This window comes from Geothrix sp. 21YS21S-2, assembly GCF_030846775.1.
GTDB lineage: Bacteria > Acidobacteriota > Holophagae > Holophagales > Holophagaceae > Mesoterricola.
In genome coordinates this window covers 3,844,810-3,869,939 of the sequence record NZ_CP132910.1, presented here as the reverse complement: position 1 = coordinate 3,869,939, position 25,130 = coordinate 3,844,810, and the positions used below count along the sequence as shown (strand labels likewise).

At 69.4% G+C, this 25,130-nt stretch carries 23 protein-coding genes; 16 read left to right on the top strand and 7 right to left on the bottom strand.

Annotated features, from left to right (window positions below):
• Positions 1 to 57: 57 nt before the first annotated feature.
• The 3 genes from RAH40_RS17075 (at position 58) to RAH40_RS17065 (ending at position 3,786) form a co-directional block, all read left to right on the top strand.
• Positions 58 to 447: a PilZ domain-containing protein gene (locus tag RAH40_RS17075; RefSeq protein WP_306598794.1), complete on the top strand. Its 390-nt coding sequence runs from the start codon at positions 58 to 60 to the stop codon at positions 445 to 447.
• Between the two features lie 131 nt (positions 448 to 578).
• Positions 579 to 2,447, top strand: coding sequence for a molecular chaperone HtpG (gene htpG, locus RAH40_RS17070; protein WP_306598793.1), 1,869 nt, complete (start codon positions 579 to 581; stop codon positions 2,445 to 2,447).
• 1 nt (position 2,448) lies between these two features.
• Positions 2,449 to 3,786: an alpha-amylase family glycosyl hydrolase gene (locus RAH40_RS17065; RefSeq protein WP_306598792.1), complete on the top strand. Its 1,338-nt coding sequence runs from the start codon at positions 2,449 to 2,451 to the stop codon at positions 3,784 to 3,786.
• A gap of 3 nt (positions 3,787 to 3,789) precedes the next feature.
• Here the strand turns inward: RAH40_RS17065 and RAH40_RS17060 are convergent, their stop codons facing one another.
• From RAH40_RS17060 to RAH40_RS17040, 5 genes are read right to left on the bottom strand one after another with little or no spacing between them, the layout of a single operon-like run.
• The gene (locus tag RAH40_RS17060; RefSeq protein ID WP_306598791.1) at positions 3,790 to 5,325 is read right to left on the bottom strand and encodes a response regulator; all 1,536 of its coding nucleotides are present in this window, start codon (positions 5,323 to 5,325) and stop codon (positions 3,790 to 3,792) included.
• A complete protein-coding gene (locus tag RAH40_RS17055; RefSeq protein WP_306598790.1) occupies positions 5,322 to 5,753 on the bottom strand; it encodes a response regulator in 432 nt (143 codons plus the stop codon). The genes RAH40_RS17060 and RAH40_RS17055 overlap by 4 nt, the downstream gene beginning before the upstream one ends.
• A gap of 4 nt (positions 5,754 to 5,757) precedes the next feature.
• On the bottom strand, positions 5,758 to 7,719 hold the full coding sequence (locus RAH40_RS17050; RefSeq protein WP_306598789.1) for a PAS domain-containing sensor histidine kinase: 1,962 nt from the start codon (positions 7,717 to 7,719) through the stop codon (positions 5,758 to 5,760).
• A gap of 30 nt (positions 7,720 to 7,749) precedes the next feature.
• Positions 7,750 to 8,382, bottom strand: a complete 633-nt coding sequence (locus tag RAH40_RS17045; RefSeq protein WP_306598788.1) for a CAP domain-containing protein — start codon at positions 8,380 to 8,382, stop codon at positions 7,750 to 7,752.
• A 21-nt stretch (positions 8,383 to 8,403) separates the two neighbouring features.
• Positions 8,404 to 9,123 carry a response regulator transcription factor gene (locus RAH40_RS17040; RefSeq protein ID WP_306598787.1) on the bottom strand — a complete coding sequence of 240 codons (720 nt, stop codon included), beginning with the start codon at positions 9,121 to 9,123 and terminating at the stop codon, positions 8,404 to 8,406.
• Positions 9,124 to 9,182: 59 nt separating this feature from the next.
• On the opposite strand from RAH40_RS17040, the gene RAH40_RS17035 reads away from it, so the two are divergent.
• The 4 genes from RAH40_RS17035 to RAH40_RS17020 all read left to right on the top strand — a co-directional run bounded on the left by RAH40_RS17035 (position 9,183) and on the right by RAH40_RS17020 (position 13,445).
• Positions 9,183 to 10,145: a glycosyltransferase gene (locus RAH40_RS17035; protein ID WP_306598786.1), complete on the top strand. Its 963-nt coding sequence runs from the start codon at positions 9,183 to 9,185 to the stop codon at positions 10,143 to 10,145.
• Between the two features lie 41 nt (positions 10,146 to 10,186).
• Positions 10,187 to 11,410, top strand: coding sequence for a response regulator (locus RAH40_RS17030; protein ID WP_306598785.1), 1,224 nt, complete (start codon positions 10,187 to 10,189; stop codon positions 11,408 to 11,410).
• Positions 11,411 to 11,555: 145 nt separating this feature from the next.
• A complete protein-coding gene (locus tag RAH40_RS17025; protein ID WP_306602308.1) occupies positions 11,556 to 12,605 on the top strand; it encodes a hypothetical protein in 1,050 nt (349 codons plus the stop codon).
• A gap of 63 nt (positions 12,606 to 12,668) precedes the next feature.
• A complete protein-coding gene (locus tag RAH40_RS17020; RefSeq protein WP_306598784.1) occupies positions 12,669 to 13,445 on the top strand; it encodes a BON domain-containing protein in 777 nt (258 codons plus the stop codon).
• A 42-nt stretch (positions 13,446 to 13,487) separates the two neighbouring features.
• Here the strand turns inward: RAH40_RS17020 and RAH40_RS17015 are convergent, their stop codons facing one another.
• Both RAH40_RS17015 and ppk1 read right to left on the bottom strand, forming a co-directional pair.
• Positions 13,488 to 14,516, bottom strand: a complete 1,029-nt coding sequence (locus tag RAH40_RS17015; RefSeq protein ID WP_306598783.1) for an Mrp/NBP35 family ATP-binding protein — start codon at positions 14,514 to 14,516, stop codon at positions 13,488 to 13,490.
• 51 nt (positions 14,517 to 14,567) lie between these two features.
• The gene (gene ppk1 / locus RAH40_RS17010; protein ID WP_306598782.1) at positions 14,568 to 16,703 is read right to left on the bottom strand and encodes a polyphosphate kinase 1; all 2,136 of its coding nucleotides are present in this window, start codon (positions 16,701 to 16,703) and stop codon (positions 14,568 to 14,570) included.
• Between the two features lie 188 nt (positions 16,704 to 16,891).
• Between ppk1 and RAH40_RS17005 the strand changes: the two genes are divergently transcribed.
• From RAH40_RS17005 to RAH40_RS16965, 9 genes are all read left to right on the top strand, one after another.
• Positions 16,892 to 17,527 (top strand): 50S ribosomal protein L25, encoded by a 636-nt coding sequence (locus tag RAH40_RS17005; RefSeq protein ID WP_306598781.1) that lies wholly within the window; start codon positions 16,892 to 16,894, stop codon positions 17,525 to 17,527.
• Position 17,528: 1 nt separating this feature from the next.
• Positions 17,529 to 18,092, top strand: coding sequence for an aminoacyl-tRNA hydrolase (pth, locus tag RAH40_RS17000; RefSeq protein ID WP_306598780.1), 564 nt, complete (start codon positions 17,529 to 17,531; stop codon positions 18,090 to 18,092).
• A 100-nt stretch (positions 18,093 to 18,192) separates the two neighbouring features.
• Positions 18,193 to 18,582: a 30S ribosomal protein S6 gene (gene rpsF, locus RAH40_RS16995; protein ID WP_306598779.1), complete on the top strand. Its 390-nt coding sequence runs from the start codon at positions 18,193 to 18,195 to the stop codon at positions 18,580 to 18,582.
• Positions 18,579 to 18,842 carry a 30S ribosomal protein S18 gene (rpsR, locus tag RAH40_RS16990; protein WP_243329043.1) on the top strand — a complete coding sequence of 88 codons (264 nt, stop codon included), beginning with the start codon at positions 18,579 to 18,581 and terminating at the stop codon, positions 18,840 to 18,842. The genes rpsF and rpsR overlap by 4 nt, the downstream gene beginning before the upstream one ends.
• An 83-nt stretch (positions 18,843 to 18,925) precedes the next feature.
• Positions 18,926 to 19,447, top strand: coding sequence for a DUF6677 family protein (locus tag RAH40_RS16985; protein WP_306598778.1), 522 nt, complete (start codon positions 18,926 to 18,928; stop codon positions 19,445 to 19,447).
• A complete protein-coding gene (locus tag RAH40_RS16980; RefSeq protein ID WP_306598777.1) occupies positions 19,444 to 20,634 on the top strand; it encodes an MFS transporter in 1,191 nt (396 codons plus the stop codon). Before RAH40_RS16985 ends, RAH40_RS16980 begins: the two co-directional genes overlap by 4 nt.
• A gap of 30 nt (positions 20,635 to 20,664) precedes the next feature.
• Positions 20,665 to 22,836 carry an LTA synthase family protein gene (locus RAH40_RS16975; protein WP_306598776.1) on the top strand — a complete coding sequence of 724 codons (2,172 nt, stop codon included), beginning with the start codon at positions 20,665 to 20,667 and terminating at the stop codon, positions 22,834 to 22,836.
• Entirely contained in the window at positions 22,833 to 24,197 is a 1,365-nt protein-coding gene (locus tag RAH40_RS16970; protein ID WP_306598774.1) for a metallophosphoesterase, read from the top strand. The genes RAH40_RS16975 and RAH40_RS16970 overlap by 4 nt, the downstream gene beginning before the upstream one ends.
• Positions 24,194 to 25,075: a hypothetical protein gene (locus RAH40_RS16965; protein ID WP_306598773.1), complete on the top strand. Its 882-nt coding sequence runs from the start codon at positions 24,194 to 24,196 to the stop codon at positions 25,073 to 25,075. Before RAH40_RS16970 ends, RAH40_RS16965 begins: the two co-directional genes overlap by 4 nt.
• Positions 25,076 to 25,130: the final 55 nt, after the last annotated feature.

The window sequence follows — 25,130 nt, the reverse complement described above, 5'->3', positions numbered from 1 at the left end:
CGGCGCGCACGGAAAACCGGCGGGGGCCAGGGAGCCTTGCGGGACACGGAGGCCACCATGGAGAAGAGGCTGCATCCCCGCATATCGACGGAAAACATCTGCACGGCGCAGTTCAGCCTGGGCGACCGGGGCTGGGCGGACGAGGACGTTCCCGATCTGGGGTCCCGCGGCTGCGGCGTCCGGATCCCCCTGGCCGAACTGGGGCCCCTTAAGCCGGGCACCGTGGTGGAGGCCCTGCGCCTGAGCCATCCCGGCGTGCCCCGGCAGCCCGTCAAGGGCAAGGTGGTGTGGAGCCACCGGGCCCGGCACCACGGGAAGGAGTTCATGGACGTCGGCCTGGAGTTCACGGACCTCCCGGGCACGTTTGTCGTGGAACTGGAGACATACTTGAAGTTCGCAGCGATGAACAGCACGCCGTTCATCGACATGTTCGGCATGCCCACCTGACCTGCCCTCCCTGCGGATGGACACCCGGCTCCGGAGCGGAGGGGCTTTGCCCGGACGCGCATTGATCCAACCCCTATCGAAGATTCTGCGCGATTCTGGTACAAAGAAATTTTCCCCCCGGAGCCCCCCGCATGTCCGAAAAGCACGCCTTCAAGAGCGAACTGCAGCAGATCCTCAACCTCATCACCCACAGCCTCTACTCCCACAAGGAGATCTTCCTCCGCGAGCTGATCAGCAACGCCAGCGACGCCATCGACAAGATCCGCTTCAATTCCCTGCAGAACGATCCCCTCCTGGAGGGCGACCGGGAATGGAAGATCCGCCTTTCCGTGGACAAGGAGGCCCGCACCCTCACCGTCTCGGACAACGGCATCGGCATGGACCACGACGCCCTGGTGGAGAACCTGGGCACCATCGCCAAGTCCGGCACCAAGGCCTTCCTGGACAGCCTCAAGCAGGCCGACGCCGCCGCCAAGCCCGGGCTCATCGGGCAGTTCGGCGTGGGGTTCTACTCCGCCTTCATGGTGGCCGACAAGGTGACCGTCGTCTCCCGCGCCGCCGGCGCGGCGGGGGCGATGCGGTGGGAATCCGACGGGCTGGGCGAATTCACGGTGGACCCCGCGGAGCGCGCGGGGCGCGGCACCGACGTCGTGCTCCACCTCAAGGAGGACGAGGGGGAGTTCCTGACCGAGTACCGCCTCCGCGCCATCGTCAAGCAGTTCTCCGACTTCATCGAGCACCCGGTGGTCATGGACGTGGAGAAGGGCGAAGGGAAGACGGAGGAGGAGACCCTCAACTCCCGCAAGGCGCTCTGGCTGCGCAGCAAGGTGGACGTGACCCCCGAGGAGCACGAGGCCTTCTACAAGCAGATCTCCGGCGACTTCGACGCCCCGGCGAAGGTGATCCACTACGCCGCGGAAGGCACGCTGGAATTCAAGGCCCTGCTCTACATCCCCAAGCGCAAGTCCTGGGACCTCCAGTTCGCCGAGCCCAAGGTGGGGCCCCGGCTCTACATCAACCGCGTGCAGATCATGGACCACTGCGAGGCCCTGCTGCCGCCCTACCTGCGGTTCGTGAAGGGCGTGGTGGACTGCTCCGACCTGCCCCTGAACGTGAGCCGCGAGCTCCTCCAGCACAACCCCCTGCTTGAGAAGATCCAGAAGAGCCTGGTGAAGAACGTCTTCCAGGCCCTCAACGACCTCAAGGCAAACGACCCCGAGGCCTACGAGGGCGTCTTCAAGGAGCTGGGCCCCTTCCTCAAGGAGGGCCTGGCCCGGGACTTCGCCAACCGCGAGCAGCTCTGCGACCTGCTCCTGGTGGGCACCCTGAAGACCCCGGCCGGCAAGACCACCACCCTGGCCCAGTACGTGGAAGCCAAGCCCGAGGACCAGAAGGACATCTTCTTCCTCGCCGGCGAGGACCGCGCGGTGCTCGAGCACGCGCCGGCCCTGGAGGCCTACCGCCACCGCGGCTGGGACGTGCTGCTGCTCACCGATCCCATCGACGCCTTCGTGTTCCCCACGCTTCCCGACTACAAGGGCCTGGCCTTCAAGGCCGCGGACCGCCACCAGCCGGAGCTGGAGCCCGAGGAGAAGAAGAAGGAGGAGGCTGCCACGGAGGCCTTCAAGCCCCTCCTGGGCCTGCTCAAGGGCCTCATCGGGGGCCTGCGCGACGTGCGCCTCACCCGCCGGCTCAAGGAGAGCGCCTCCTGCCTCACCGCGGACGAGGACGCTATGGACCCCCACATGGAGCGCCTGCTCCAGAAGCTGGGCCAGGGCGCCGCGCCCCAGGAGCGGGTCCTGGAGCTGAACCCGGAGCACCCCGTGGTCAAGGGCCTCCTGGAGATCTACACGAAGGACATGACCGATCCCCGCATCGAGGCCTACGGCCGCCTCCTGCACGACCAGGCCCTCCTGGCCGAGGGCTCCCGCCTGGCGGACCCCACCGCCTTCGTGAAGCGCCTCAACGACCTGATGATGAAGGACGCCCTCAGGGCCTAGCATGGACGCTCTGGCACGCCAGGTGGTCTACCAGGTCTTCCCCGAAGCCTTCGGGGGCCTGGAGGGTGTCACGGAACACCTGGACCACCTGGCCGGCCTGGGCGTGACCACGGTCTACCTGACGCCCATCGTCCCGGCACCGACCGACCACCGGTACGACGCCACGGACCTTTCCGCCGTGGACCCCGCCTTGGGCGGCGAGCCCGCCCTGGAGCGCCTCCTGGCCGGGCTGCACGGGCGGGGCATGCACCTGGTGCTGGACCTGGTGCTCAACCACGTCTCGGACCGGCACCCCTGGTTCCGTGCGGCCCTCGCCGGGGACCCGGCGTACCGGGGCTTCTTCACGTTCCTTCCGGACGGGCGGTACCAGTGCTGGAAGGGGTTCCGGGGAATGCCCGAACTGGACCTCGCCGAAGGCGCCGTGCTGGACCGCCTGTACCGGGGACCCGGCAGCGTCGTCGAGCGCTGGCTGGACCTGGGCGTGGACGGCCTGCGCTTCGACGTGGCCCAGGACGTGGGCCTGGCGGTGGCGGAGGACCTGGCCGCGCGGGTGCGGGAGCGGTGGCCCCGGTGCCTGCTGATCGGGGAGGTGTTCGGCTACGGCGGCGGCTGGTGCCGGGGTTTCCACGGCACGATGAACTACTACCACCAGAACGCCCTGCTCTCCTGGCTGAACGGGGAGATCGGCGCGGTCCAGGCCAACCGGGCGGTTGCGGACGTGCGGGAAGGGTGGGGCCTGGACGGTGCGCTCCGCTCCTGGAACATGCTCTCCAGCCACGACACGCCCCGCCTTCGCAGCGCCCTGGCCGACGCCGGCGGCATCGACCTCGCCCAGCTGGCCCAGATGACCCTCCCGGGCGTGCCCCTGGTCTACTACGGCGAGGAGGTCGGCATGGAGGGGGGCGCCGACCCCGACAACCGCCGGCCCATGGTGTGGGACCCGGCCCGCTGGGACCGCGGCAGGCTGGCCTGGACCCGGAAGCTCATCGCCCTGCGGCGGGGCAGCCCCGAGCTGATGTCCGGCGACGTGAAGGTGCTCGGCGACCGCCTGCCCGGCAACGCCCTGGTATTCCTGCGGTATACCGAACAACCGGGCGAGGCCGCCCTGGTGGTCGTCAACGCCGCCTCCGACCCCCTGCGGGCGAAACTGCTGATCCCCTATCCCCACTGGCCCGATGGGGTTCCCTTGCGGGACGCGCTGGGCCAGGCGGGCGAGGTGACCGTGCGCACGTCCAGCGTGGCCCTGGATCTCGCCCCCCGGTCAGGCGCGGTGTACCGGGCCGTCGAACCTCTGGAGACGTACCGCTATTTCAAGCCCCGCAACCGGGCCGATGCATGATGTCTAGCCCACCACCCGCGCGATGTGCTCCTGCAGCACCTGCAGCGGGAAGGGCTTCTTGAGGAACTCCAGGAACCCGTACTCCCGCGCCACCTTGGTGCCGGCCTCCTCGGAGAAGCCGCTGCACAGGATGGCCCGGGCCCCGGGGTCCTCCTCCCGGATGGCGCGGAAGGCGTCGGGGCCGCTCATGCGGGGCATGGTGGCGTCCATGAGGATGAGGCCCAGGCTGGCCCGCTCCCGGCGGTGGACCTCCACCGCCTCGAGGCCGTCGCGGGCCTGGAAGACGGTGTAGCCGAGGTTCTCCCGCAGGTATTCGGCCAGGGTCTCCTGCAGGTCCTCGTCGTCGTCCACGAGGAGGATGGCCCGCTTCCCGCTGGGGGCGGGGACGGCCGCGGCTTCCTGGGCCGGGGCGGCGGCGGGAGGGAAGAGGAGGCGGATCGTGGTGCCCCTTCCGGGGGAGGAACGCACCCAGAGGCCGGCGCCGTGGCCCTTGAGGATGCCCAGGGCGGTGGAGAGGCCCAGGCCCCGGCCGGGGCGGTAGGTGGAGAAGAAGGGGTCGAAGGCCCGGTCCAGGACCTCCCGGGTCATGCCGGAACCGGCGTCCTCGATGGCCAGGCACACCAGGGGGCCCGCGCTGGCGGGAAGGTGGATCCAGTGCCCGGAGGCGGGGTCGCCCTCCCCCATGTCCTGGAGCCGGGTGGAGATGCGGATGGTCCCCTCCGCCCCGCCCTGCGCCTCCCGCGCGTTGGCCACGAGGCCGTCGAGCACTTCGCACAGCTGCCCGGAATCCCCTTCGACCAGGGGGAGCCCGGGACCCGCCTCGAAGCGGATGCCCGCGCCGCCGCGGCCCGCGAGGCAGTCCTGGACCATGCGGTTGAGGTCCAGCGTGTCGGACCGGCGGAAGCCCTTGCCCGAGACGTCCAGCATGCGGTGGGCGAGCACCGAGGCCTTCGCCAGGACCTTGAGGGCCCGGGCCACGGCGGCGCGGGCCGCCCCGGGGGCCGTGGTCTCCATGGAGGCCACTTCCAGGTTGCCCTGGATGGCCTGGAACAGGTTGTTGAAGTCGTGGGCGATGCCCCCGGCCATTCGGCCCAGGCTCTCCATCTTCTGGGCGTTGCGCAGGACGGCGTCGGCGGCCTTGAGCTGCTCCTGCGCCTCGCGCAGCTGGCGCTCCACCTCCACCGCGTGCAGGGCCCGCTCCACGGCGCCGGGCAGGGCCCCGAGGAAATGGGCGTCCTTGACCAGGTAGTCCAGGGCGCCCTTCCTCATCATCTCCACGGCGATGCGCTCGTCGCCGCTGCCGGTGGTGACGATGAAGGGGGGCATGTCGGCCCGCTCCAGGATCTCCACGGCCGTCATGTCGGGGAGGGAGAAGTCCAGGAGCACCAGGCCGGGTCGCCGGGCGGCCAGGATCTCCAGGGCGGCCCGGCCCGTGGCGGCGTGAAGGAAGTCCCACCCGCGCTGGAGGATCTCCTCCCTCACCAGTTCGGTGAGGCCCTGGTCGTCCTCCACCAGCAGGATGAGGGTTGGCTCGGTCATGGGTCGGCCACCTGGATTACCTGAAGGAACCGTCCCAGGTTGGTGAGGGCCGCGGAGAAGTCCTCGAAATTCCTGGGCTTGGTGACGTAGAAGTTGCACCCGGCATCATAGCAGACCGCCACTTCCCGGGGATCGTCGGTGGTGGTGAGCATGATGACCGGGGTCCGGCGGGTGCCCGGATCCGCCTTGAGACGGCGCAGGACCTCCACGCCCCCCACCCGCGGCATGTTGATGTCCAGGAGCAGGAGGTTCCGGCCCCCGCGTCCGGGGCCCTGGAAGTAGTCCAGCACCTCCTGCCCGTCCCGGAAGCGCAGGATGGGGCCGGTCACCCCCGCCTCCTGGAGGTGCTCCCGGATCAGGACGGCATGGCCCTCGTCGTCCTCGGCGATGAGGATGGTCACGTTCTCGAAGGGCTGGACGGTAGGCATGGGGTCACCCGCGGGGAAGTTCGAGGAAGAACCGGGAGCCCTCGCCGGGCGTGGATTCCACCCGCACCCGGCCCCCGTTGCGCTCCGCCATCCGCCGCACCAGGGTGAGGCCCAGCCCCTCCCCCGGGACGGGACCCTGGGGGTCCAGCCGCTGGAAGATCTCCCAGATGCGCTCCTGGTGTTCGCCGGAGATGCCCACGCCGTTGTCCTCCACGCAGTACTCGCACGATTCCCCCGCCACCCGGCCGGAGACGCGCACCCGCAGCGGACGGTCGCCGTGGCGGTACTTCACGGCGTTGTCCAGGAGGTTGGAGACGATCTGGGTGGCCTGGGCCGAGTCGGCCCTGCAGGGGGGAAGGTCCTCCACCTGCAGGGCGCCCTCCGCGCTCTCGAACTGGTAGGCCAGCGTCTTCGAGCAGGAGGCCAGCACCGCGTTCATGTCCAGGGGCCCGGTGCGGAGCACCATGCGGCCCGCCCGCGAGAGGGTGAGCAGGCCGTTGATGATGGCGTCCATGCGGATGCCGGAGGCGCGGATGAACTCGAGCGAGGAGGGCATCCGCTCCTGCAGGTGGGGCCTGGCGGCCTCGGCGAAGGCCTCCAGGGACCCGGCCCCTTCCTGGGCCTTGCGCAGTTCCTCCAGGGACCGGGCCAGGCGCTGGCTGAAGCCCTGGATGTTCACCAGCGGGCTCCGCAGGTCGTGGGAAGCCACGTAGAGCAGGGTCTCCAGCTCCTTGTTCTTCTGCTCCAGCTCGGCCATGAGGCGCTCCCGCTCCCGCTCCACCCGCTTGCGGATGGAGATGTCCGTGACCAGGATGGCCAGCGCCGAGATCGCTCCCTGGGCGTCGTGCACCGAGGCCAGCGACACCCGGGCGTCCAGGTCGGATCCGTCCCGGCGCCGCAGGCCCACCTCGAAGGTCTCCGAAGCCGCCGGCTGCTGCAGGATGGCCTTCGCCGTCAGGAAGGGGAGGTGCGCCTCGGGAACGAAGGCCGAGTAGTGCCTGCCCAGCATCTCCCCGGGCGCGTAGCCCCCCATCTCCGCCAGGCGCTGGTTGCAGAAGGTGAGGGCGCCCGAGGAATCCACCAGGGCCAGGCCCTCGTTGAGGGTCTCCACCACCACCCGGTACTTCTCCTCGCTGGCGCGCAGGGCCCGGGTGGCCTCGATCTTCTCGGACACGTCGTCGCCCAGCAGCAGGAGGAGGCGCTCCCCGCGGCTCGTGAAGGGGACGAGGTGGGCGACGATCCATACCTCCTTGCCGAAGCTGGAGGTGAAATGGGCTTCCACGGTCTGGTCGGCGCCTGTGGCCAGGGCACGGTCCGCGGCCTCCCGGAGGCCGGACTCCTTCCAGGACTTCAGGCGCCTGAAGTTCTGCTTGAGGATCTCGCCGGGACTGCCGTTGAGGATCCGGGCGGCGGCCTCGTTGGTCAGCACGCAGGCCCCGTCGGCGTCCCGGTAGAGCATGATGCCCATGGGCGAGGCGGCGATGAGCTTCTGGTTCAGGGAGAGGACCTCCGAGAGGTCCATCTGGGCCTCCACCCGGTCCGACACGTCCTCCAGGAACCAGAGGACCCCCTGCTCCGGGCGCCCCGGCGCCACCGGTCCCCCCACCAGGTAGGCCCAGAAGGGGCTTCCGTCCACGCGGCGCAGGCGCACTTCGCCCCGGAAGGCCGAACCCGGCTCCGCGAAGCCCTCGATGACCCGGCCGAACTGCTCGAAGGCCGCGTCGTCCTGGTGCCAGCCCCGGGTGTCCACCCCGGCAAGGGACTCGGCGTCCGCGCCCAGGAGCCCGGCGCACCGGGCGTTGGCCCAGACCACCTTGCGGTCCCGGATGAGCACGGCGCCCATGGCGCACCTCTCCAGCACCGCCGGGATTCCCGCGGGCTCCGCCGGGGCCCTCCTGCGGGCCAGGGCCAGCCCCGCCAGGGCCGCGCCCAGCAGGAGACCGATGACGAGGGCCAGGAAGGGCATGGACGATCCGCAGAGACTTCTACCCTACCATCAGGGCTTTTGTTTGGGCGTCAAGGCGTCGGCCAGGTCCACCACCACCATGGTGCCGTAGCCCTTGTGCTCCCCGATGGCCGCCCCGGCCACCCGGAACTTCGGGTTGAAAAGGCTGCGGCGGTGGCCGCGGTCCTTCACGCCGTCGTCGATGACCAGCTGGATCACGGTCATGCGGGGCGTCTCCAGGCCGTAGTTGATCACCTCCCCGGTGAGGGACTCGGGGTCGCCGTACCGCCTCATGCGCTGGCCGGGCCGGGACCCGTCGGTGCCGGCGTGGCCGGTCTCGCCCGTGGGCCCCTGGTCGAGCACGTGGTCCCGGGCGGCCAGGTGGAGCTCCTCGCTGTAGGCGATGAGCTCCATCACCGGCTCCACCTGCTCCAGGAATTCGGCGGCCTCGATCACCGCCGCCCGTCCCTCGCTGGTGCGGATGGGCACGTGCTCCGCGAGCCGCCAGAGGGTGCCTTCGAAGCGCAGACCCAGGGCCCTCAGATACTTGGCGTACTCCCTGGGGAACCTGCGGATCTTGTTGATCTCCCGCACCACGGCGATCTCGTCGGGAGTGGAGCGCGGGACGGGCTGGCCCCAGAGGCAGAGAGACGACAGTGTCGCGGCCGCCAGGAAACGGAACATGGTCACCCCCGTGGGGGGATTCTACTCCTCTCCGCGCCTGGGCGTGCCTTCGGGGTCGAAGAGGTAGCCCACGCTGCGCACGGTGTGGACCCACCGGGGGGCGTGGGCGTCCTTCTCCATGGCGCGGCGGATGCGGACGATGAAGTTGTCCACGGTGCGCGTGGTGGGGTAGGTCTCCTCGCCCCAGACCTTGTCCAGGATGTCGGTGCGGCTCACCACCTGGCCGGACTGCTCCATGAGGAGCTTGAGGATCATGCACTCCTTGACGCCCAGCACGAAGGAGCCGTGGGGGCCCTCCCCGCAGAAGTTCTCGAAGTCCACCCAGTACTCCCCGAACCGCTGGCGGCCGCTGAGGCTCCGGTTCCGGTACCAGTCCTCCCGGCGCAGGATCGCCCGGATCCTCAGGAGCAGCTCGGTCACCTGGAAGGGCTTGCCCAGGTAGTCGTCGCCCCCGGTCTCGAAGCCCCGGACCCGGTCGTCCTCGGTGTTCTTGGCGGTGAGGAAGAGGATGGGCGTGTAGTTCTTGGCCTCGCGGACCTTCTGGCAGACGGTGAAGCCGTCCATGCCCGGCAGCATCACGTCCAGGATCACCAGCTCGTACTGCCCGGCCAGGATGCGCTTGAGGGCGTCGTCGCCGCGGGTGACCCAGGTGCACGGAAGGCCTTCGAGCTCGAGGTTGAGCTTGATCCCTTCGGCGAGACTGAGCTCGTCTTCTACCAGGAGGATCTTGGGTTCATTCATTTCGGGCTCCTGCAGGTCCCCGGGTGTTGAGGTTAGAATGGTGCCAATCGGAGTCCCGGATGGTTTCCTATCTCAGTATCGTAATTCCCATCTATAACGAAGAAGCAAATATTACCAACCTTTGGGCGAGACTGTCCAAGGTGCTGAACGAGAACTGGCCCGGCCCCGGGAAAACCTGGGAGGTCGTGTTCACCGACGACGGGAGCCGGGACCGGTCCCTGGACATGCTCCTGGACATCGCCGCCGGGGAGCCCCGGGTGACGGTGGTGGAGTTCAACCGGAATTACGGCCAGCATTCGGCCATCTTCGGGGCCTTCGCCGTGGCCTCCGGGGAGGTGGTGGTGACCATGGACGCCGACCTCCAGAACCCGCCCGAGGAGATCCCCAAGCTGGTGGCCAAGATCGAGGAGGGCTTCGACGTGGTGGGCGGCTGGCGCCAGGGCCGCACCGACAACGACAGCTTCTTCCGCACCATGCCCAGCAAGATCGTCAACGCCGTCACCCGCAGGACCACCGGCGTGCGGCTCCACGACTACGGCTGCATGCTCCGGGCCTACCGGCGCGAGATCGTGGACGCCATGCTCCTGTGCAAGGAGCGCTCCAGCTTCATCCCGGCCCTGGCCAACAGCTTCGCCAAGCGCATCGCCGAGGTGCCCGTGGGGCATGCCGAAAGGGCCGCCGGGGACTCCAAGTACGGCTTCTGGAAGCTCATCAACCTCCAGTTCGACCTGCTCACCAGCTTCTCCCTGCTGCCCCTCCAGATGCTCAGCGTCCTGGGGGTGGCCATCTCCCTCCTGGGCATCGGCTTCGGCATCGCGCTCATGGTCTACCGGATCCTGCACCCGGAGGGGTCCGTGGGCGGGGTCTTCACCCTGTTCGCGGTGCTTTTCTTCTTCGTGGGCGCCCAGTTCCTGGCCTTCGGGCTCCTGGGCGAGTACATTGGGCGGATCTACCAGGAAGTGCGGGACCGTCCCCGCTACGTCGTAAAGAAGCAGCACCACAGGGAACCCGGCCAGGATTGACCCGCCGGGACGTCCATCAGGCTTCACCGGGAGAGGAGGGCATGGGCGAACGCAAGCGGATCCTCTTCGTCGAGGACGACCCCGTCCTCCGGGACCTCCTTCGGGAGTCCCTGAAGGACATGGCGCCCGTGTGGGCCATGTCCTTCGTGGGCAGCGGCGAGGCCGCCCTGGAGGCCTTCGAGCAGTCCCCGTTCCACGTCGTGGTCTCCGATCTCTGGATGCCGGGCATGAACGGCGCCCAGCTCCTGCAGAAGGTCATGGTGCGCTACCCCGCCACCCTGCGCTTCGTCCTTTCCTCCTGCGAGGACCGCAAGCTGACCACGGACGTCGTGGACCGGGCCCACCAGTTCCTGGGCAAGCCCTGCGACCCGGCCTTCCTGAAGTCCGTCCTGCGCCGCACCTTCCACCTGGGCTCCCAGGTGCACAACGACCACGCCAAGGAGCTGGTGGCGCGCATCGGGCGGCTGCCCAGCGTGCCCGCGCTGTACCAGGAGATCACCCGCCTCATGGGCTCGGAGCGGGCCACCCTGGAGGACCTGGGCGCGGCCATCGGCAGGGACATGGCCATGACCGCCATGATCCTCAAGCTGTCGAATTCCGCCTTCTTCAGCCTCCGCCAGACGGTGTCCACCCCCGCCGAGGCCGTCTCCATCCTGGGCATCGACCTCCTGCGCTCCCTGGTGCTGGCCCACGGGCTCTTCAGCCAGGCCGGGGCCTTCCGCTTCCCCAGCTTCGGGCTGGCCCACCTCTGGCGCCACAGCGTCGCCGTCGCCTCGGCCACCAAGCAGATCGCGGAGGCGCAGGGGCTGGGGCGGTCCGCCTCCGCCGAGTACTTCACCGCCGGGCTCCTCCACGACGTGGGGATCCTGGTGCTGGCCTCCCGGTTCCCGGACGAGTATGCCCGGGTCCTGGATCTCGGCCGCAGCGGCGGCTCGGACCTGGAGACCGCCGAGTACCACGTGCTGGGCGCCACCCACGGCGAGGTGGGCGGCTACCTGCTGGGCCTCTGGGGGCTCCCCCACGCCGTGGTCCAGGCCGCGGCCTGGCACCACCAGCCCACCCTCCAGGACACCGCCGCCTTCACGCCCGCCCTGGGCGTCCACATCGCCGACAGCCTCCTGAGCTCCGACCCCGAGCACGAGATCTTCTCCACCGCCAAGCTGGACGAGGCCTACCTGACCAGCCTGGGGCTCCGGGAGCGCGTGCCCGATTGGACGGCCGCGATCGAGCCGGACCCGGCCGGGTTGAGCGACCTCATCACCTGATCGAATTGAGAGGCGGGATCCTTCATTTCGATTGACCAGATGCGGACCAGGGCGCGCCGCCTAAACATATCAGTTGATATGGTGGGGGATCGAATCCTGGAACGGATGATGCAGCCTGGGAGGACCAAGGAGTTCTCCCGTGAGAATGCTCATCCCCGCTTCGCTCGCCTTCGCCCTCACAGCCCCCTTTGTCCTTTCGGCCCAGATCACCCTCCGGGTCCAGGTCAGCCCCCCGCCCCTTCCCTACTATGATCAGCCCTCCGTCCCCCTGGACGATTCCGTATGGACGCCCGGCTACTGGGCCTATGAGGGTGACGACTACTACTGGGTTCCCGGCACCTGGGTCATGGCGCCCGCCCCGGGCCTCCTCTGGACCCCCGGCTATTGGGGTTGGGAGGGCGGCTGGTTCCTGTTCCATTCCGGCTACTGGGCCACCCACGTGGGCTTCTACGGCGGCATCAACTACGGCCATGGCTACAGTGGATCCGGCTACCAGGGCGGTCGCTGGGAGGGCGGGCACGTCCGGTACAACCGGTCCGTGACCACCGTGGACGCCCGGCGGACCTCCCGTGTGTACAGCCAGCCGGTGCGGACGCGTACCGTGAAGACCGCCTTCAATGGCGGTCCCGGCGGCCTCCGGGCCGCACCCACCCGCCAGGAGCGCGCCGCCGGCGCCGAGCGCCACGAACCCCCCACGCCCGACCAGGACCGCCATGACAGGGGCGCCAGCCAGAACAGGGACCTCCGCAATTCCGCCAACCATGGCAGGCCCCCCGTGGCCGCCACCGGCAGACCGGCCGATTTCACGCCCGGGTCCTCCGTTCCCGCCAAGGCGCCCCCCGAAAGGCGGCCTGAGCCCAAGCGGCCCAACGCAGAACCGGCCCACGGCCCATCCCATGCCCAACGTCCCGCCCAGCCCCGCCAGCCGCCTGCCGCCCAGGCTGCGCCCCGGGAGCGCCCCGCCCTGGACCCGCCCCGGCCCCGCCCCGACCCCCCCCGCCGGGAAGCGCCCGCCCCGCCCCACCCTGAGCGCCCGGTCCTCCCCCGCCCGAATGGCCAGCCTCAGCGGGATCCCGGGCCTGCCCGGGAGCGCCCCAACCTCGACCCGCCCCACCGGGAGGCGCCCCACGCCCAGCCCGCACCTCACCCGGATCCCGGCCACGGCCGGGAACGGGAAGATCATCCCAAGCCCTGACGCCCGCGTCCCGAGCTCCGAGGGAACCCCGCCACCTCCATGCAAGCCATAAGGAACCGAACCATGAGAATGTCCAGACTGAACCCCGCCGCCGCCATCATGGGCACCGCCGCCATCCTGCTCGTCACGGGAGGCGCCCCGCTCCTGGCCTCCGACATGGACAACAAGATCGAGGCCTCCGCCAAGAACAGCTACAACTTCAAGACCTACCTGAAGGCCGACACCATCAAGGTGGACAGCGACAAGGGCGTCGTCACCCTCACGGGCACCGTGACCCAGGACTTCGACAAGTCCCTGGCCGAGGAGACCGTGGCGTCCCTGCCGGGCGTCAAGAGCGTGGTCAACAAGCTCACGATCGCCGGTGAACAGCCCGCCGCCCGCTCCGACGCCTGGATCAGCATGAAGGTGATGACGGCCCTGGCCTTCCACACCCACGTGAGCGCCTCCGCGACCACCGTCAAGACCGAGAAGGGCGTCGTCACCCTGACCGGCAATGCCGACAACGAGGCCCAGAAGCGGCTCACCGGGGAATATGCCAAGGACGTGGACGGGGTCACCGAAGTGCGCAACGACCTGGTCGTCCTCAACACCCCCAAGGCCGCCAAGGCGACCGTCGGCGAGAAGATCGACGACACCTCCATCACGGCCCAGGTGAAGACCACCCTCCTCTTCCACAAGGCCACCCATGTCCTGGCCACCAAGGTCGTCACCAAGGACGGCGTGGTGACCCTCCACGGCGAGGCCGCCAACGACGCCGAGAAGGCCCTCGTGAGCAAGCTCGCCGAGGACATCAACGGCGTCAAGTCGGTGCACAACAAGATGACCGTCAAGAAATCCTAGCCTGGCGGCATGGGCCGGCCCCGGAACGGGGCCGGCCCTTTTTCATGCCTTCGCCAGGGTCCGCGCCATCGCCATGAACGCCTTGGTCTGGGGGCTGTCCGGATGCGCCGCCACCAGCGGCACCCCGGAGTCCCCGCCGATGCGGATCTCCAGGTCGATGGGGACCTCGCCCAGGAAGGGCAGGCCCAGGCGCTGGGCGGCGGACTTCACGCCACCGTGGCCGAAGATCTGGGTCTCCACGTGGCAGCTGGGACAGTGGAAGCTGGACATGTTCTCGACGATGCCGGTGATGGGCACCTTGACGGTCTGGAAGAGGCCGATGGCCTTGCGCGCGTCCAGGAAGGCCACGTCCTGCGGGGTGCTCACGATGACCGCGCCGTCCACCTTGGCGTTCTGGATCAGCGATATCTGGGTGTCGCCGGTGCCGGGGGGCAGGTCGATGAAGAGGAAGTCCAGGTCGCCCCACAGCACGTCGCCCAGGAACTGGGTGAGGGCCTTGTTGAGCATGGGCCCGCGCCAGATGACCGGGCGGTCCTCGTCGATGAGGAAGGCGATGGACATGAGCTTGAGGCCGAACTTCTCCACGGGGATGATCTTGCCCTCGGGGGTGGCCTCGGGTCCCTCCTTGATGCCGAACATCATGCCCATGCTGGGGCCGTGGATGTCGGCGTCCAGGAGCCCCACCTTGTGGCCGAGCGCGGCCATGGCCACGGCCAGGTTGGAGGCGACGGTGCTCTTGCCCACGCCGCCCTTGCCCGAGGCGATCACGTAGCACTTCTTGACGGTGGGCAGCAGGTTCTTGAATTCGGCCTGGGGGGTGCGCTCCCACTCGATGGAGATGGTCACCTTCTCCACCCCCTCGATGGCGCCCACGGCGCCGCCCAGCGCCTGGCGCACCACCTGCTCCCGGTCCTGGTAGGCGTCCAGGAGCTGCAGGCGCAGGATGACCTCCGCTTCCTCCACGTCGATGGCCTTGACCGCCTTCAGGGCCACCAGGTTGGCGTTGGCCCCGGGGATCTGGTAGGCGTTCAGGACATCATAGATGGCGGCGCGACTGATTCTCGTTCCCATGGCGGTCTCCAGCCTATTAGACTGCCATGAAGGCCGCCCCGCGCCCAGCATTCAGATGTCGGTGTCCCTCAGGTCCGGCAGCTTCTGGGTGAGCGCCTTGATGCCGCTGGACAGCAGGCCGTGCTCGTAGCTGCGGTACTGGCTCCGGAGCGGCGGCCAGGAGGGGTCCAGCCCCCGGCGGGCCACGCTGCCGTCCTGGGCCAGCACCCGGCCCTTGATGGTGTCGTGGATCTGGAGCTCGAGCATCTCGACCACCTGGGCGGCCACCAGGGGGTCGACCAGGGGGAACGCCACCTCCACCCGGTTGTCCAGGTTGCGCTGCATCAGGTCGCCCGAGGCCAGGAGGGTCTCGGAGTCCCCGTTGTTGTGGAAGTGGTAGACCCGGGCGTGCTCCAGGAACCGGTCGATGATGGAGACCGCCCGGATGTTGTCGGAGAGCCCGGGCACCCCGGGCCGCAGGCAGCAGGTGCCCCGCACCAGGAGGTCGATCTGCACGCCGTCCTGGCTGGCCTCGTAGAGCCGCTGGATCATGGGGGGGTCCACCAGGGCGTTCATCTTGAGGACCATCCGCGCGGGGCGTCCGGCGCGGGAATGGTCCCGCTCCCGGTCGATGCGGGCGTAGAGCGCGTTGCGGAAGTACTGGGGGGCCATGATGAGCTTGTGCAGCGCGGGCGGGCGCGTGTAGCCCGTGAGCACGTTGAAGAGGTTGGAGAGGTCCTCGCCGAACTCCTTGCGCGCGGTGAAGATCCCGATGTCGCTGTAGAGGCGCGAGGTGCGCTCGTTGTAGTTCCCGGTGGACAGGTGGCAGTAGCGGCGGATGCCGTCGGGCTCCTGCCGGATGACGAGGCAGGCCTTGCCGTGGGTCTTGTAGGCGATCATCCCGTAGACCACGTGGACGCCGGCCTTCTCCAGGCGCCTCGCCCAGGCGATGTTGCCCTCCTCGTCGAAGCGGGCCCGCAGCTCCACGATGGCCGCCACCTGCTTGCCCCGCTCCGCGGCGCGCTCCAGGGCCGCGGCGATGGGACTGGTGGTGCTGATGCGGTAGAGGGTCATCTTGATGGCCAGCACCTTGGGGTCGTCCGCGGCCTCCCGCACGAAGCGCACCACGCTGTCGTCGAAGCTCTGGTAGGGGTGCATGAGGAGGATGTCGTGCCGGCCGATGGCCTCGAATACGTTGGGCGCCGTCTCCAGCTGCGGCACCGGCAGGGGCGGCATGGGCGCGTCCTTGAGGTGGGGCAGGTCCAGCTGCGCGTAGAGCTGCAGCAGGTCGGAGAAGGCCGCGAAGCCCTCGCTCGGGTAGAGGTCCTCGGGGCTGAGCTCCAGCTCCTCGATGAGCATGTCCAGCAGGGTGGAGCTCAGGGCCTCCTCGTACTGGAGGCGGACCACGGCCCCGCGCCGGCGGCTGCGCAGGTGCTCCTCCACAGTCTTCATCAGGTCCTCGTTGGGGTCCTCCTCCACCGGCAGGTCCGAGTCCCGGGTCACCCGCAGGGCGTGGCAGTTGCGGATGGCGTAGCCGTGGAAGATCTGCGCGATGTGCATGCGCACCACGTCCTCGAGCATAAGGAAGGCGTGGGTCCCCGGGGCCGAGGGCACCCGCAGGAACCGGGCCGAGACCGGGGTGGGGATGGGGATGACGGCCAGTTCGGAGACCGGGAAGGCCTCCTCCTCCAGGTATTCCTCCGCCTCCAGCTCGGCCATGAGCACCAGGGCGCGGTTGCCCAGGCGCGGGAAGGGGTGGCCCGTGTCCACGGCCAGGGGCGTGATGAGGGGCAGGAGGTTGTTCTCGAAGTAGTCCTGCACGAAGCGGAGCTGCTCCGGATCCAGCTCGTCGGCCTGGAGGATGAAGATGCCCTCCCGGACCATCTGGGGCTTGATGACGTACTGGAAGAGCTCGTGCTGGCGGTGGGCCAGGTCGTGGATGCGGCGGGAGACCTCCTCCAGCATCTGCCGGGGGGTGCGCCCGTCGGCGCCGGGCTGCGTGATGCCCGCGTCGATCTGCCGCCAGATGCCCGCCACCCGCACCATGAAGAATTCGTCCCAGTTGCTGGAGGTGATGGCCAGGAATTTCACTCTTTCAAGGAGAGGAACCGTCGGGTCCTCCGCCTCTTCCAGGACTCTTTCATTGAACGCCAACCAGCTCAACTCCCGGTTGAGGATGTTTTCCGGTCGGGGCGCATGTCGGCTCATGGGTCAAATTATGCCCGGTCTCGCTCCCGGCGGCTTGTAAATTCCATGGAACGGACGGGGCCTTCCGGCACTTACCGATGGCTCCGGGAGCCGATCCAGGGTAATCTGGCCCTTCGTCCCAATCCGGGGTCCCGTCGGACCCCACCTTCCCAACGAGAGGGCCGTCGACCGGCCAGGTAGGAGGAACCATGACTCAGGAAATCATTCAAGTCGCGCTCCGCGAGAGCATCGGCAAGGCCGCCAGCAAGGGCCTGCGCAAGCAGGGCATGATCCCCGCGGTCATCTACGGCCTCAACGAGCCCCCCGTGGCCATCGCGATCAGCCCCAAGACCGTGGCCCGCATCATCGCCAGCGACACCGGCATGAACTCCCTCATCCACCTCCAGCGCGAGGGCACGGAGATCAAGCGCCACGTCATCATCAAGGACGTGCAGCGCGACCCCGTCACCCGCCGCCTGGTCCACGTGGACCTCATGCGCGTCGACCCCGACCACAAGGTCAAGGTCAAGGTCCGCATCGTCCTCAAGGGCACCCCCATCGGCGTCAAGGAAGGCGGCCTGCTGGACTTCACCCACCGCGAGATCGAGGTGGAGTGCCTGCCCAGCTTCATCCCCGCGCACATCGACGTCAACGTCGACCACCTCAAGGTGGGCGAGTCCCTGCGCCTGGACCAGCTGAACCTGGATTCCCACCTGACCGTGCATGGCGACGCGCACAACGTGATCTGCTGCGTGGTCGGCAAGAAGGCCGAGGAGGAGGTCGCCCCCGAGGCCGCCGCCGCAGCCCCCGCCGCCGCCGCGCCTGCCGCCAAGGCCAAGAAGTAGGGTGTTCGTCCTCGTCCCGCTGGGCAACCCCGGTGCGGCCTACACGGCCACCCGGCACAACCTGGGACGGCTCATGCTCCAGCGCTGGATGGAAGCGCACTGCCCGCACCCCGCGGTCGTGCACACCTTCGGCACTGGAGCATTGTATCGTCTGGGCCACCCCTTCCTGGCCCTGGTGCCCGGCACCTACATGAACCTCAGCGGCCAGGCCTGCGCCGAGGCCGTGAAGGCCGGCTTCGAGCCCGCGCGCATGGTCCTCCTGCACGACGACAAGGACCTCCCCCTGGGCGAGGGCCGGTTCCGCCTCGCCGGCAGCGACGGCGGCCACAACGGCCTGAAATCGGTGTTCAGCCACCTGGGCACCCAGGACGTCGCGCGCCTGCGCCTGGGCATCGGCCCCTTTCCCCGGCCCCTGGTGGACTTCGTCCTGGGGGAGTGGACGGACGAGGAGTGGGCGCTCATCGACCGGATGGACGAACCCTTCGCCGAATTCATGGCGATGCTGGCGGCGGCCGGGGACACCGGGGCCCTGGCCGGGCGCGCCGGCTTCAAGGTTTCAGCTTGATAAACATGCCCTTTCCTGAGATGCTGATCTTTCGCGTCCCCACCTGGGGACCTCCTTGCTCCGGTACCATGTCGGGGCTTCACATCCACGAGGAGGAATGATGCGTCGCTATGAGACCATCTTCATCGCCTCCCCTACGTTGACTGACGAACAGGCTGAAGAGCTTGTGAAGCACTTCGAGGGGATCATTGCCGAGCAGAATGGCGAGCTGCTCAAGACCGAAAAGTGGGGCCGCAAGAAGCTGGCCTACGAAGTGCAGAAGTTCAGCGAGGGCTACTACACCCTGTTCGACATGAACGCGGGTCCCACCCTGATCGCCGAACTCGAGCGGCGCTTCCGCAACCACGACTCCGTTATCAAGTACCTGTCCGTCCGCATGGACGAGCAGACCAAGGCCGCGGAGCGCCAGAAGGTGCGCTACGAGCGCGAAGGCCGCCGCAAGGCCCAGGCCGGTATCAAGGAACGTTCCCTTGAAGAGGTGATGGGATGAAGCGTCGCACGGACGGAAAAGGCAAGCCCAAGAAGAAGAAGGTATTTGGCGGTCGGCGCAGCAAGTTCTGCAAGTTCTGCGTCGAGAAGTCCACCTTCATCGACTACAAGGACGTGAAGACCCTCGGCGGCTTCACCCCCGAGCGCGGCAAGGTCCTGCCCCGCCGCACCAGCGGCGTGTGCGCCCTCCACCAGCGCATGCTGGTCGAGGCCATCAAGCGGGCCCGCAACATCGCCCTGCTGCCCTTCGCCACGGACTAGAAGATCCCAACGAAGCCTCCGGGAGCCCCCGGGCGGATCCTTCCGCCCTGGGGCTCCTGGCCGTTTTCCGCTAGAATGGCCGGATGAGCGAAGCCAAACCCCTGCCCAAGCTGCCGGCCCCCCTGCGGGGCGCCAAGGCGTTCAACGCCTGCTGGAAGCCGGTGCTCCTCAACTGGCTCGTGCCGGGCCTAGGCTACTGGCTCATCGGCGAGAAGGGGCGGGCCAAGGCGCTCTTCTCCGTCACCGTCGTCTTCCTCGTCCTGGGCTTCCTGCAGCTGCAGTACGGCGCGGTGGACGGCATCAAGGGCGGCGTCTACGTGCCCCAGCTGGTGCCCCTCCAGTGGATGCCCACCCTGGGCGCGGCGGCCACGGCCGGGGCGGGCCCGGTGTACGCCGTCTTCGGCTTCCTCTTCGGCGGCGTGGGCACGGAGCCCGTGCGCAACCTGGTGCAGGAGTACGGCGCCTCGTACGTCATGGTCACCGGCCTGCTGAACTGGCTGGCCTGCTTCGACATCTTCGACCGCACCACGGGGCGCTGGGTGTGGCGCCTCCCCCAGGACGAGCAGGACGCCCTGGCCGGGAAGGACGCGCCGGACGCCAAGTGACGTCCGGGCTCTTCACCCGCCATTTCGTCCTGGTCTTCGCGATCACGTTCATCACGTTCTTCGCCGCCTTCCAGCTCTTCCCCACCGTGCCCCTGCGGCTCCTCGAGCTGGGGGCGACCATCGCGGAGTCCGGGCGCTTCATGACGGCCTTCACGGCCGGTTCCGCCCTGGGGGCGCTGTTCACGGGACCCTTCGGGGACCGGGTGGGGCAGCGGCGCATGGTCGTGGGCTGCGCCGTGGGCTTCGGGCTGTTCCTGGGCGCCTACGGGCTGCTCCACGCGCGCTGGGCCTTCTACGCCCTGGCGTTCCCCCACGGGGTGGTGTGGTCCGGGCTGCTCACGGCCACCATGGCCACGCTGGGGCACGTGCTGCCCGCGGATCGCAGGGCGGACGGCATGTCGCTCTACGGGCTGGCCAGCCCCGGAGGCGTGATCTTCGGCCCCGTGGTGGGCCTGGCGGTCTACGGGCGGCTGGGCTTCCCCGCCATGACGGCGGTCCTTGCGGCGCTCTTCGTGGTGCTGGGCGTGCTGTCCCTCAGCCTGCCCCCGGACCAGGTGCGCCTCGAGCGCCGGCCGGCCTTCCAGTGGCCGGACCGGACCCTGCTGGCTCCCTGCATGGTGTTCTTCGCCACGGCCCTGGGCTACGGCGCCCTGGGCACCTATACGGCCCAGGAGGCCATCAAGCAGGGGTTCCCGCCCCTGTTCGGCGTGCTGCCCACGGATGCCGCCTTCCTCTCCTGCATGGCCGTTGGCATGGTGGTCATGCGCATCTTCATGACCCGCGTCGGATTCGGGAACCACCCCACGCGCCTCCTGCCCGGCATGCTCCTGGCCGCGGGGGCGGGCCTCGCCCTGCTCGCGCTGATGCCCGGAGGCGCCAGCCGGCACGCCCTGTCGGCCCTCCTCTACGGTGGCGGCTACAGCATGGTCCACACGCTCCTCAACGCGCACGTGCTGGAGATCACCCACCCCGACCGCCGGGGCGCGGCGTTCGGCACGACGCTGTTCTCCTTCGATTCGGGCATCGGCATCGGCTCCCTGCTCATCGGCGGCGTCATCGGCTGGGGCTGCCAGCACCTGGGACTCCAGGGCTACCGCCTCGGCTGGGCCGTGGCCGCCCTCTTCGCCCTGGCGGCCCTGCCTCTTTCCCGGCGCCTTTTGCGCGAATCCGCAGCCCTGGCGGGTTAGAATTTCCACAGCTCCAGAGGAAGGCCGTCCATGCCCCGAACCAAGCTCCGGCTCCTGGCCGTCCTCCTCGTGCTGCTCGCGGCCCTGTTCGGGCTCCTGCGCCTGGCCTTCCTGCTGCGCTTCGGGGGAGCGGAAGGCTTCGCCCCGCACGCCCTCTACATCGGCCTGAAGTTCGACGCGCGCCTGGCGGCGATCCTCCTGCTGCCCGCGCTGCTCCTCCTCAAGGGCGGCGACCCCGGGCGCCCGGCCCGCCCCGCCCTGGGGGCCCTGACCCTGGCCGCGGCGCTGTGCGTCTACGCCGGCCTCATCCTGGTGGCCATGGTCGACACCGTGGAGGCCCGGGCCTGGCTCTACGGGTTCCTGGTCCTGGCGGGCCTCCACCACGGCTTCTGCCGCGGCTACGGCTTCGGCATGAGGTCCGCCCGGCGCATCTGGGCCGCTTACGCCCTGGCCGCCCTGGTCGCCGTGCTCCTGGCCTACGTGGTCGATTTCGTGGCGTACGCCTACATCCACACCCGCCTCAACGGCACGCTGGTGATGTTCCTGGAGAACGCCGGCACCAGCCTGCAGATGGTCTGGCAGAGCTACCCCGTGGTCCGCATCGCCCTGGCCCTTGGCGCCTTCATGGCCCTGGCCGCCTGGGGCCTCCGGGCCGTGGCGCGCAGGCTGGAGCTGACGGCCCCCGTCCCCCGCGGACGGAAGGCTCTCCACGCCCTGGCAGCCTTGGGCCTCCTGGCGCTCATGTGGGGCCGCTGGTCGGCGTATCCGCTGCGCTGGGCGGAGGCCTTCGAGCTCCCGGGCGCCTTCCAGGCCCACCTGGCCCTCAACCCCGTGCTGTTCTTCCTGGAGACGCGGCGGGACATGGACGGGGGCTACGACCTGGCGAAGGTTCGGGAGACGGCGCCCGCGATGGCGGCCTACTTCGGCATCCCCGCGGCCGTGGACGCCGAGGGCCTGCCCACCCTGCGCCGGGAAGGCGTCCCGCGGCCCCTCATCGACCCGGCCCTCCGGCCCAACGTGGTCTTCATCCAGCTGGAGAGCTTCGCCTCCTTCAAGACCGGCATCCAGGGCAACCCCCTGGATCCCACGCCGTACTTCGACAAGCTCTGCCGCGAGGGCATCTTCTTCGACCGGTACTACGTCGCCATGGAGAACACCAGCCGCAGCATGTTCGCCACGCTCTTCGGCGTGCCCGACGTGAGCGCGGTGGAGAACGCCACCCGCAACCCGCTCCTCCTCGACCAGGGCACCGTCCTCTCCGGGCTGGACGCGTATTCCAAGACCTTCTTCCTGGGCGGCAGCGCCAACTGGGCGCAGATCCGCGGCGTGCTCAAGAAGAACTTCCCGGGGCTGAAGATCCACGAGGAAGGCTCGTTCCGGAGCCCCGTGGTGGACGTGTGGGGCATCAGCGACGCCGACCTCCTGCGGGAGGCCGGCGAGCACCTCCGGGCCCAGCCCGCGCCCTTCTGGAGCTACATCCAGACCTCGGGCAACCATCCGCCCTTCACGATACCCAAGCATCTCAAGGACTTCCGCAAGGCCGAACGGGACGCGGCGAGCCTGGCCAGGGGCGGGTTCACCGGCAACGACGAGTTCAACGCGGTCCGCCTCATGGACTACAGCCTGGAGGCGTTCTTCGAGGGGGCGCGCCGGGAGCCCTGGTTCGCCAACACCGTCTTCGTCCTGTGGGGCGACCACGGCCTGCCCCGGGGCACCGAGGACCCGCGCTTCGACGACGCCTTCCGCAACGACGTCGACAAGCGCTTCGGCGACCTCAAGCTGGCCATCCACAACGTGCCCCTCCTCATCTACGCCCCCGGCCTCCTCAAGCCGCGGCGCGTGCACGCCGTGGCCACCCAGATGGACCTCCTGCCCACCCTGTCGAGCCTGCTGGGCGTGCCGTGGCGCACCGCCACGCTGGGCAAGGACGCCCTGGACCCGGCCTTCCAGGAGCGCTCCGCCGCGTTCGCCTTCACCACGTTCCGCAGGCCCCCCCGCATCGGGCTCCTGCAGGGCGACTGGTACCTCACCGTGGATCCCGGGGGCCGCGCGCAGCTTTTCCGCACCGACCGCAGGGACCCGGAGGACCTTGCGGCCTCCGAGCCGGGGCGCGTCGCGCGCATGCGGGGGCTGGCCGAGGGGTTCCACCAGTGGTCGAAGTTCCTGCTGTCCCACAACAAGCCCCTGAAGGAGCGGCCATGAGGGCCTGGGGACTCCTGCTGGCGCTGGGCGCGACGATCATCGTCGCCACGGGGCTGCCCCTCCGGGTGCGCCTGGACCGGCCGCGCCTGGGCACCCCCCAGGTGCAGGAGCCCGGCACGAAACTGGAGGTGTACCTGCGCACGAGCCTGCCCTGGGCCGCGCCGGCCGCCCAGCTGAGCCTGGAGGACGACGCGGGCGCGGACTTCCCCCTGGCCGCGCCCACCCGGTGGTGGCGGGGCAACATCCTCTGCCTGACGACGCGGATCCCCGACCTGAAGGACGGGCGCTACGCCCTGCGCGTGCGCACCTCCAGCCAGGACCTGCGCCAGCCCGGGGCCGTGTTCGTGCGCAGGACCTGGCCGGCGTCCTTCTTCATCGTCCAGGCCGGGGACTTCCCGCCGCCGGGCAAGGAGGACCTCCTGCCCCAGTTCATCGAGGAGATGAACCTGCTGCAGCCCGCGGCGGTGCTGGGCACCGGGGACATCTCGTACGACGTGCGGGCCGAGTGGTACGCCTTCCTCCTGGAGAACCTCGGCCGCCTCGAGATGCCCTTCCTGGCGGCGCCTGGAAACCACGAGCGCAAGGGCTGGGCCGCCTATCTGAGGGCCTTCGGGCCCGGCCCGCAGCGGGCCGACCTGGGCCCCCTGCGGGTCCTGAGCCTGGATTCCGCCCACGGACGGGACCAGTTCACGCCTTCCGAATTCCACTGGATCAGGAATGAGCTGGAGCACCTCGAAGGGCGCACCCCCGTCATCCAGGTGCACCACCCGGTGATGCCCGCGGGACCCGCCATCCACGGCGAGGCCGGCGGCAGCGGCGGGTTCCTCAACGGCTACCGCCTGCCCTTCATGGAGCTCTGCCGCGTCCACCGCGTGCCCCTGGTGCTCAGCGGGCACTGGCACTCCGACGCCATCTTCGACGAGAAGGGCGCCCTGCGCGACGACCGCGCCGACTTCCCGGGCACCCACTACGCGGTGGTGACCGCCCTGGGCAACGAGCTGAGACAGGTCACCCGCTGGCCGCATCAATACCACGGCTACCGCATCATCCGCTTCACGGAGGGCCGCCTGGTGAGCGAGACCTACGACCTCGCGGGCACGGGCCGTCCCAACCCCGTCGCCAGCGTGCCCCTGGGCGGGCTCCACGCGCGCGCCCTGCCCGGCGGCGCCGTGGAGGCCCGCAACGACCTCAACGAGTCCTTCGAGAGCGTGCAGGTGACGCTCGAGGGCGCGACCCCCGGCCTGCGGCCCGACCAGGGCGTCCTGGTGGGCGTCCTCCCCGCCGGAAAGGCCTTCCGATACCGGGTCCGCCTCCCGCTTCCGGCGCACAGCGTACGGACCGTCCGCCTGGAGCGTCCATGATCGCAGCATGGCTGTTCCTCTACCTTGGCGGGCTGGTGCACGGCCTGGCCGTCTATGGCCTGGAATTCCAGGGACCGCGCTTCTGGATCCTGATGATCCCCGTGGTCCTCCTGCCGCTGCCGGTCGTGCTCAAGCGCCACCGGCCCCGCACCTTCGACGCCGTGCCCACCCGGCCCCTGGCGTCCGTTGGCCTCCTGGCAGCCCTCCTGTTCATGCGGGGCCTCAACCTGGAGCACTGGAGCACGCCCGACCTGGTGCCCAGCGGCCTGGTGGCCGTCATGGGGGTCGCCTCCCTGTGGGTGGCCCTGAAGGATCCCCTCCGCGAGGACGGGGCCCTCATCTGGCTGCGCATCGGCGCCTGGCAGCTCATGGGCTTCCTCCACCCCGTCATGCCCCTGGCCGGAGCCAGCCTCTTCGCCTTCCTGGGCGCCTTCGGCTACCTCAAGCCGGTGCCCTTCAAGACCTGCGAGGCCCCGCCCCCCCGGGCCTTCCTGGCGGCCCTGGCCCTGGGCCTGGTGCTGGCCAAGCCCTGGTGGGACTACTCGGCCAACCCCGGCTGGGCCCCGGATCTGGCCGCCTGGGGCCTGGGCGCGGCCCTCGCCTACCTCCGGCCCCTGCTGCGCCTGGGGTGCCGGATCCCCATGAAGGCCCTCTACGCGGCCCTGGCGCTGCTCTTCGTGGCCTACCAGCCCCAGTGGGGCTGGGCGTGGGGTCTCCTCCTGGGCCTGGCCTGGGGCTGGGTCTGGCAGCGCCTGGAAAGGCCCCTGCCCTTCAGGCGCCTTTCCTATGGCCTCCTGGTGGGCTTCGTGCTCTCCTTCGCCCTCCACGCCAACCTGCAGATCCCCCTTCTGCGCCATTTCATTTGGCTAGGCAATTGATTGCATTCCGAGCCATTTGGCGCGAAAATAAACAGAAAGAGGTTTGACATGGATG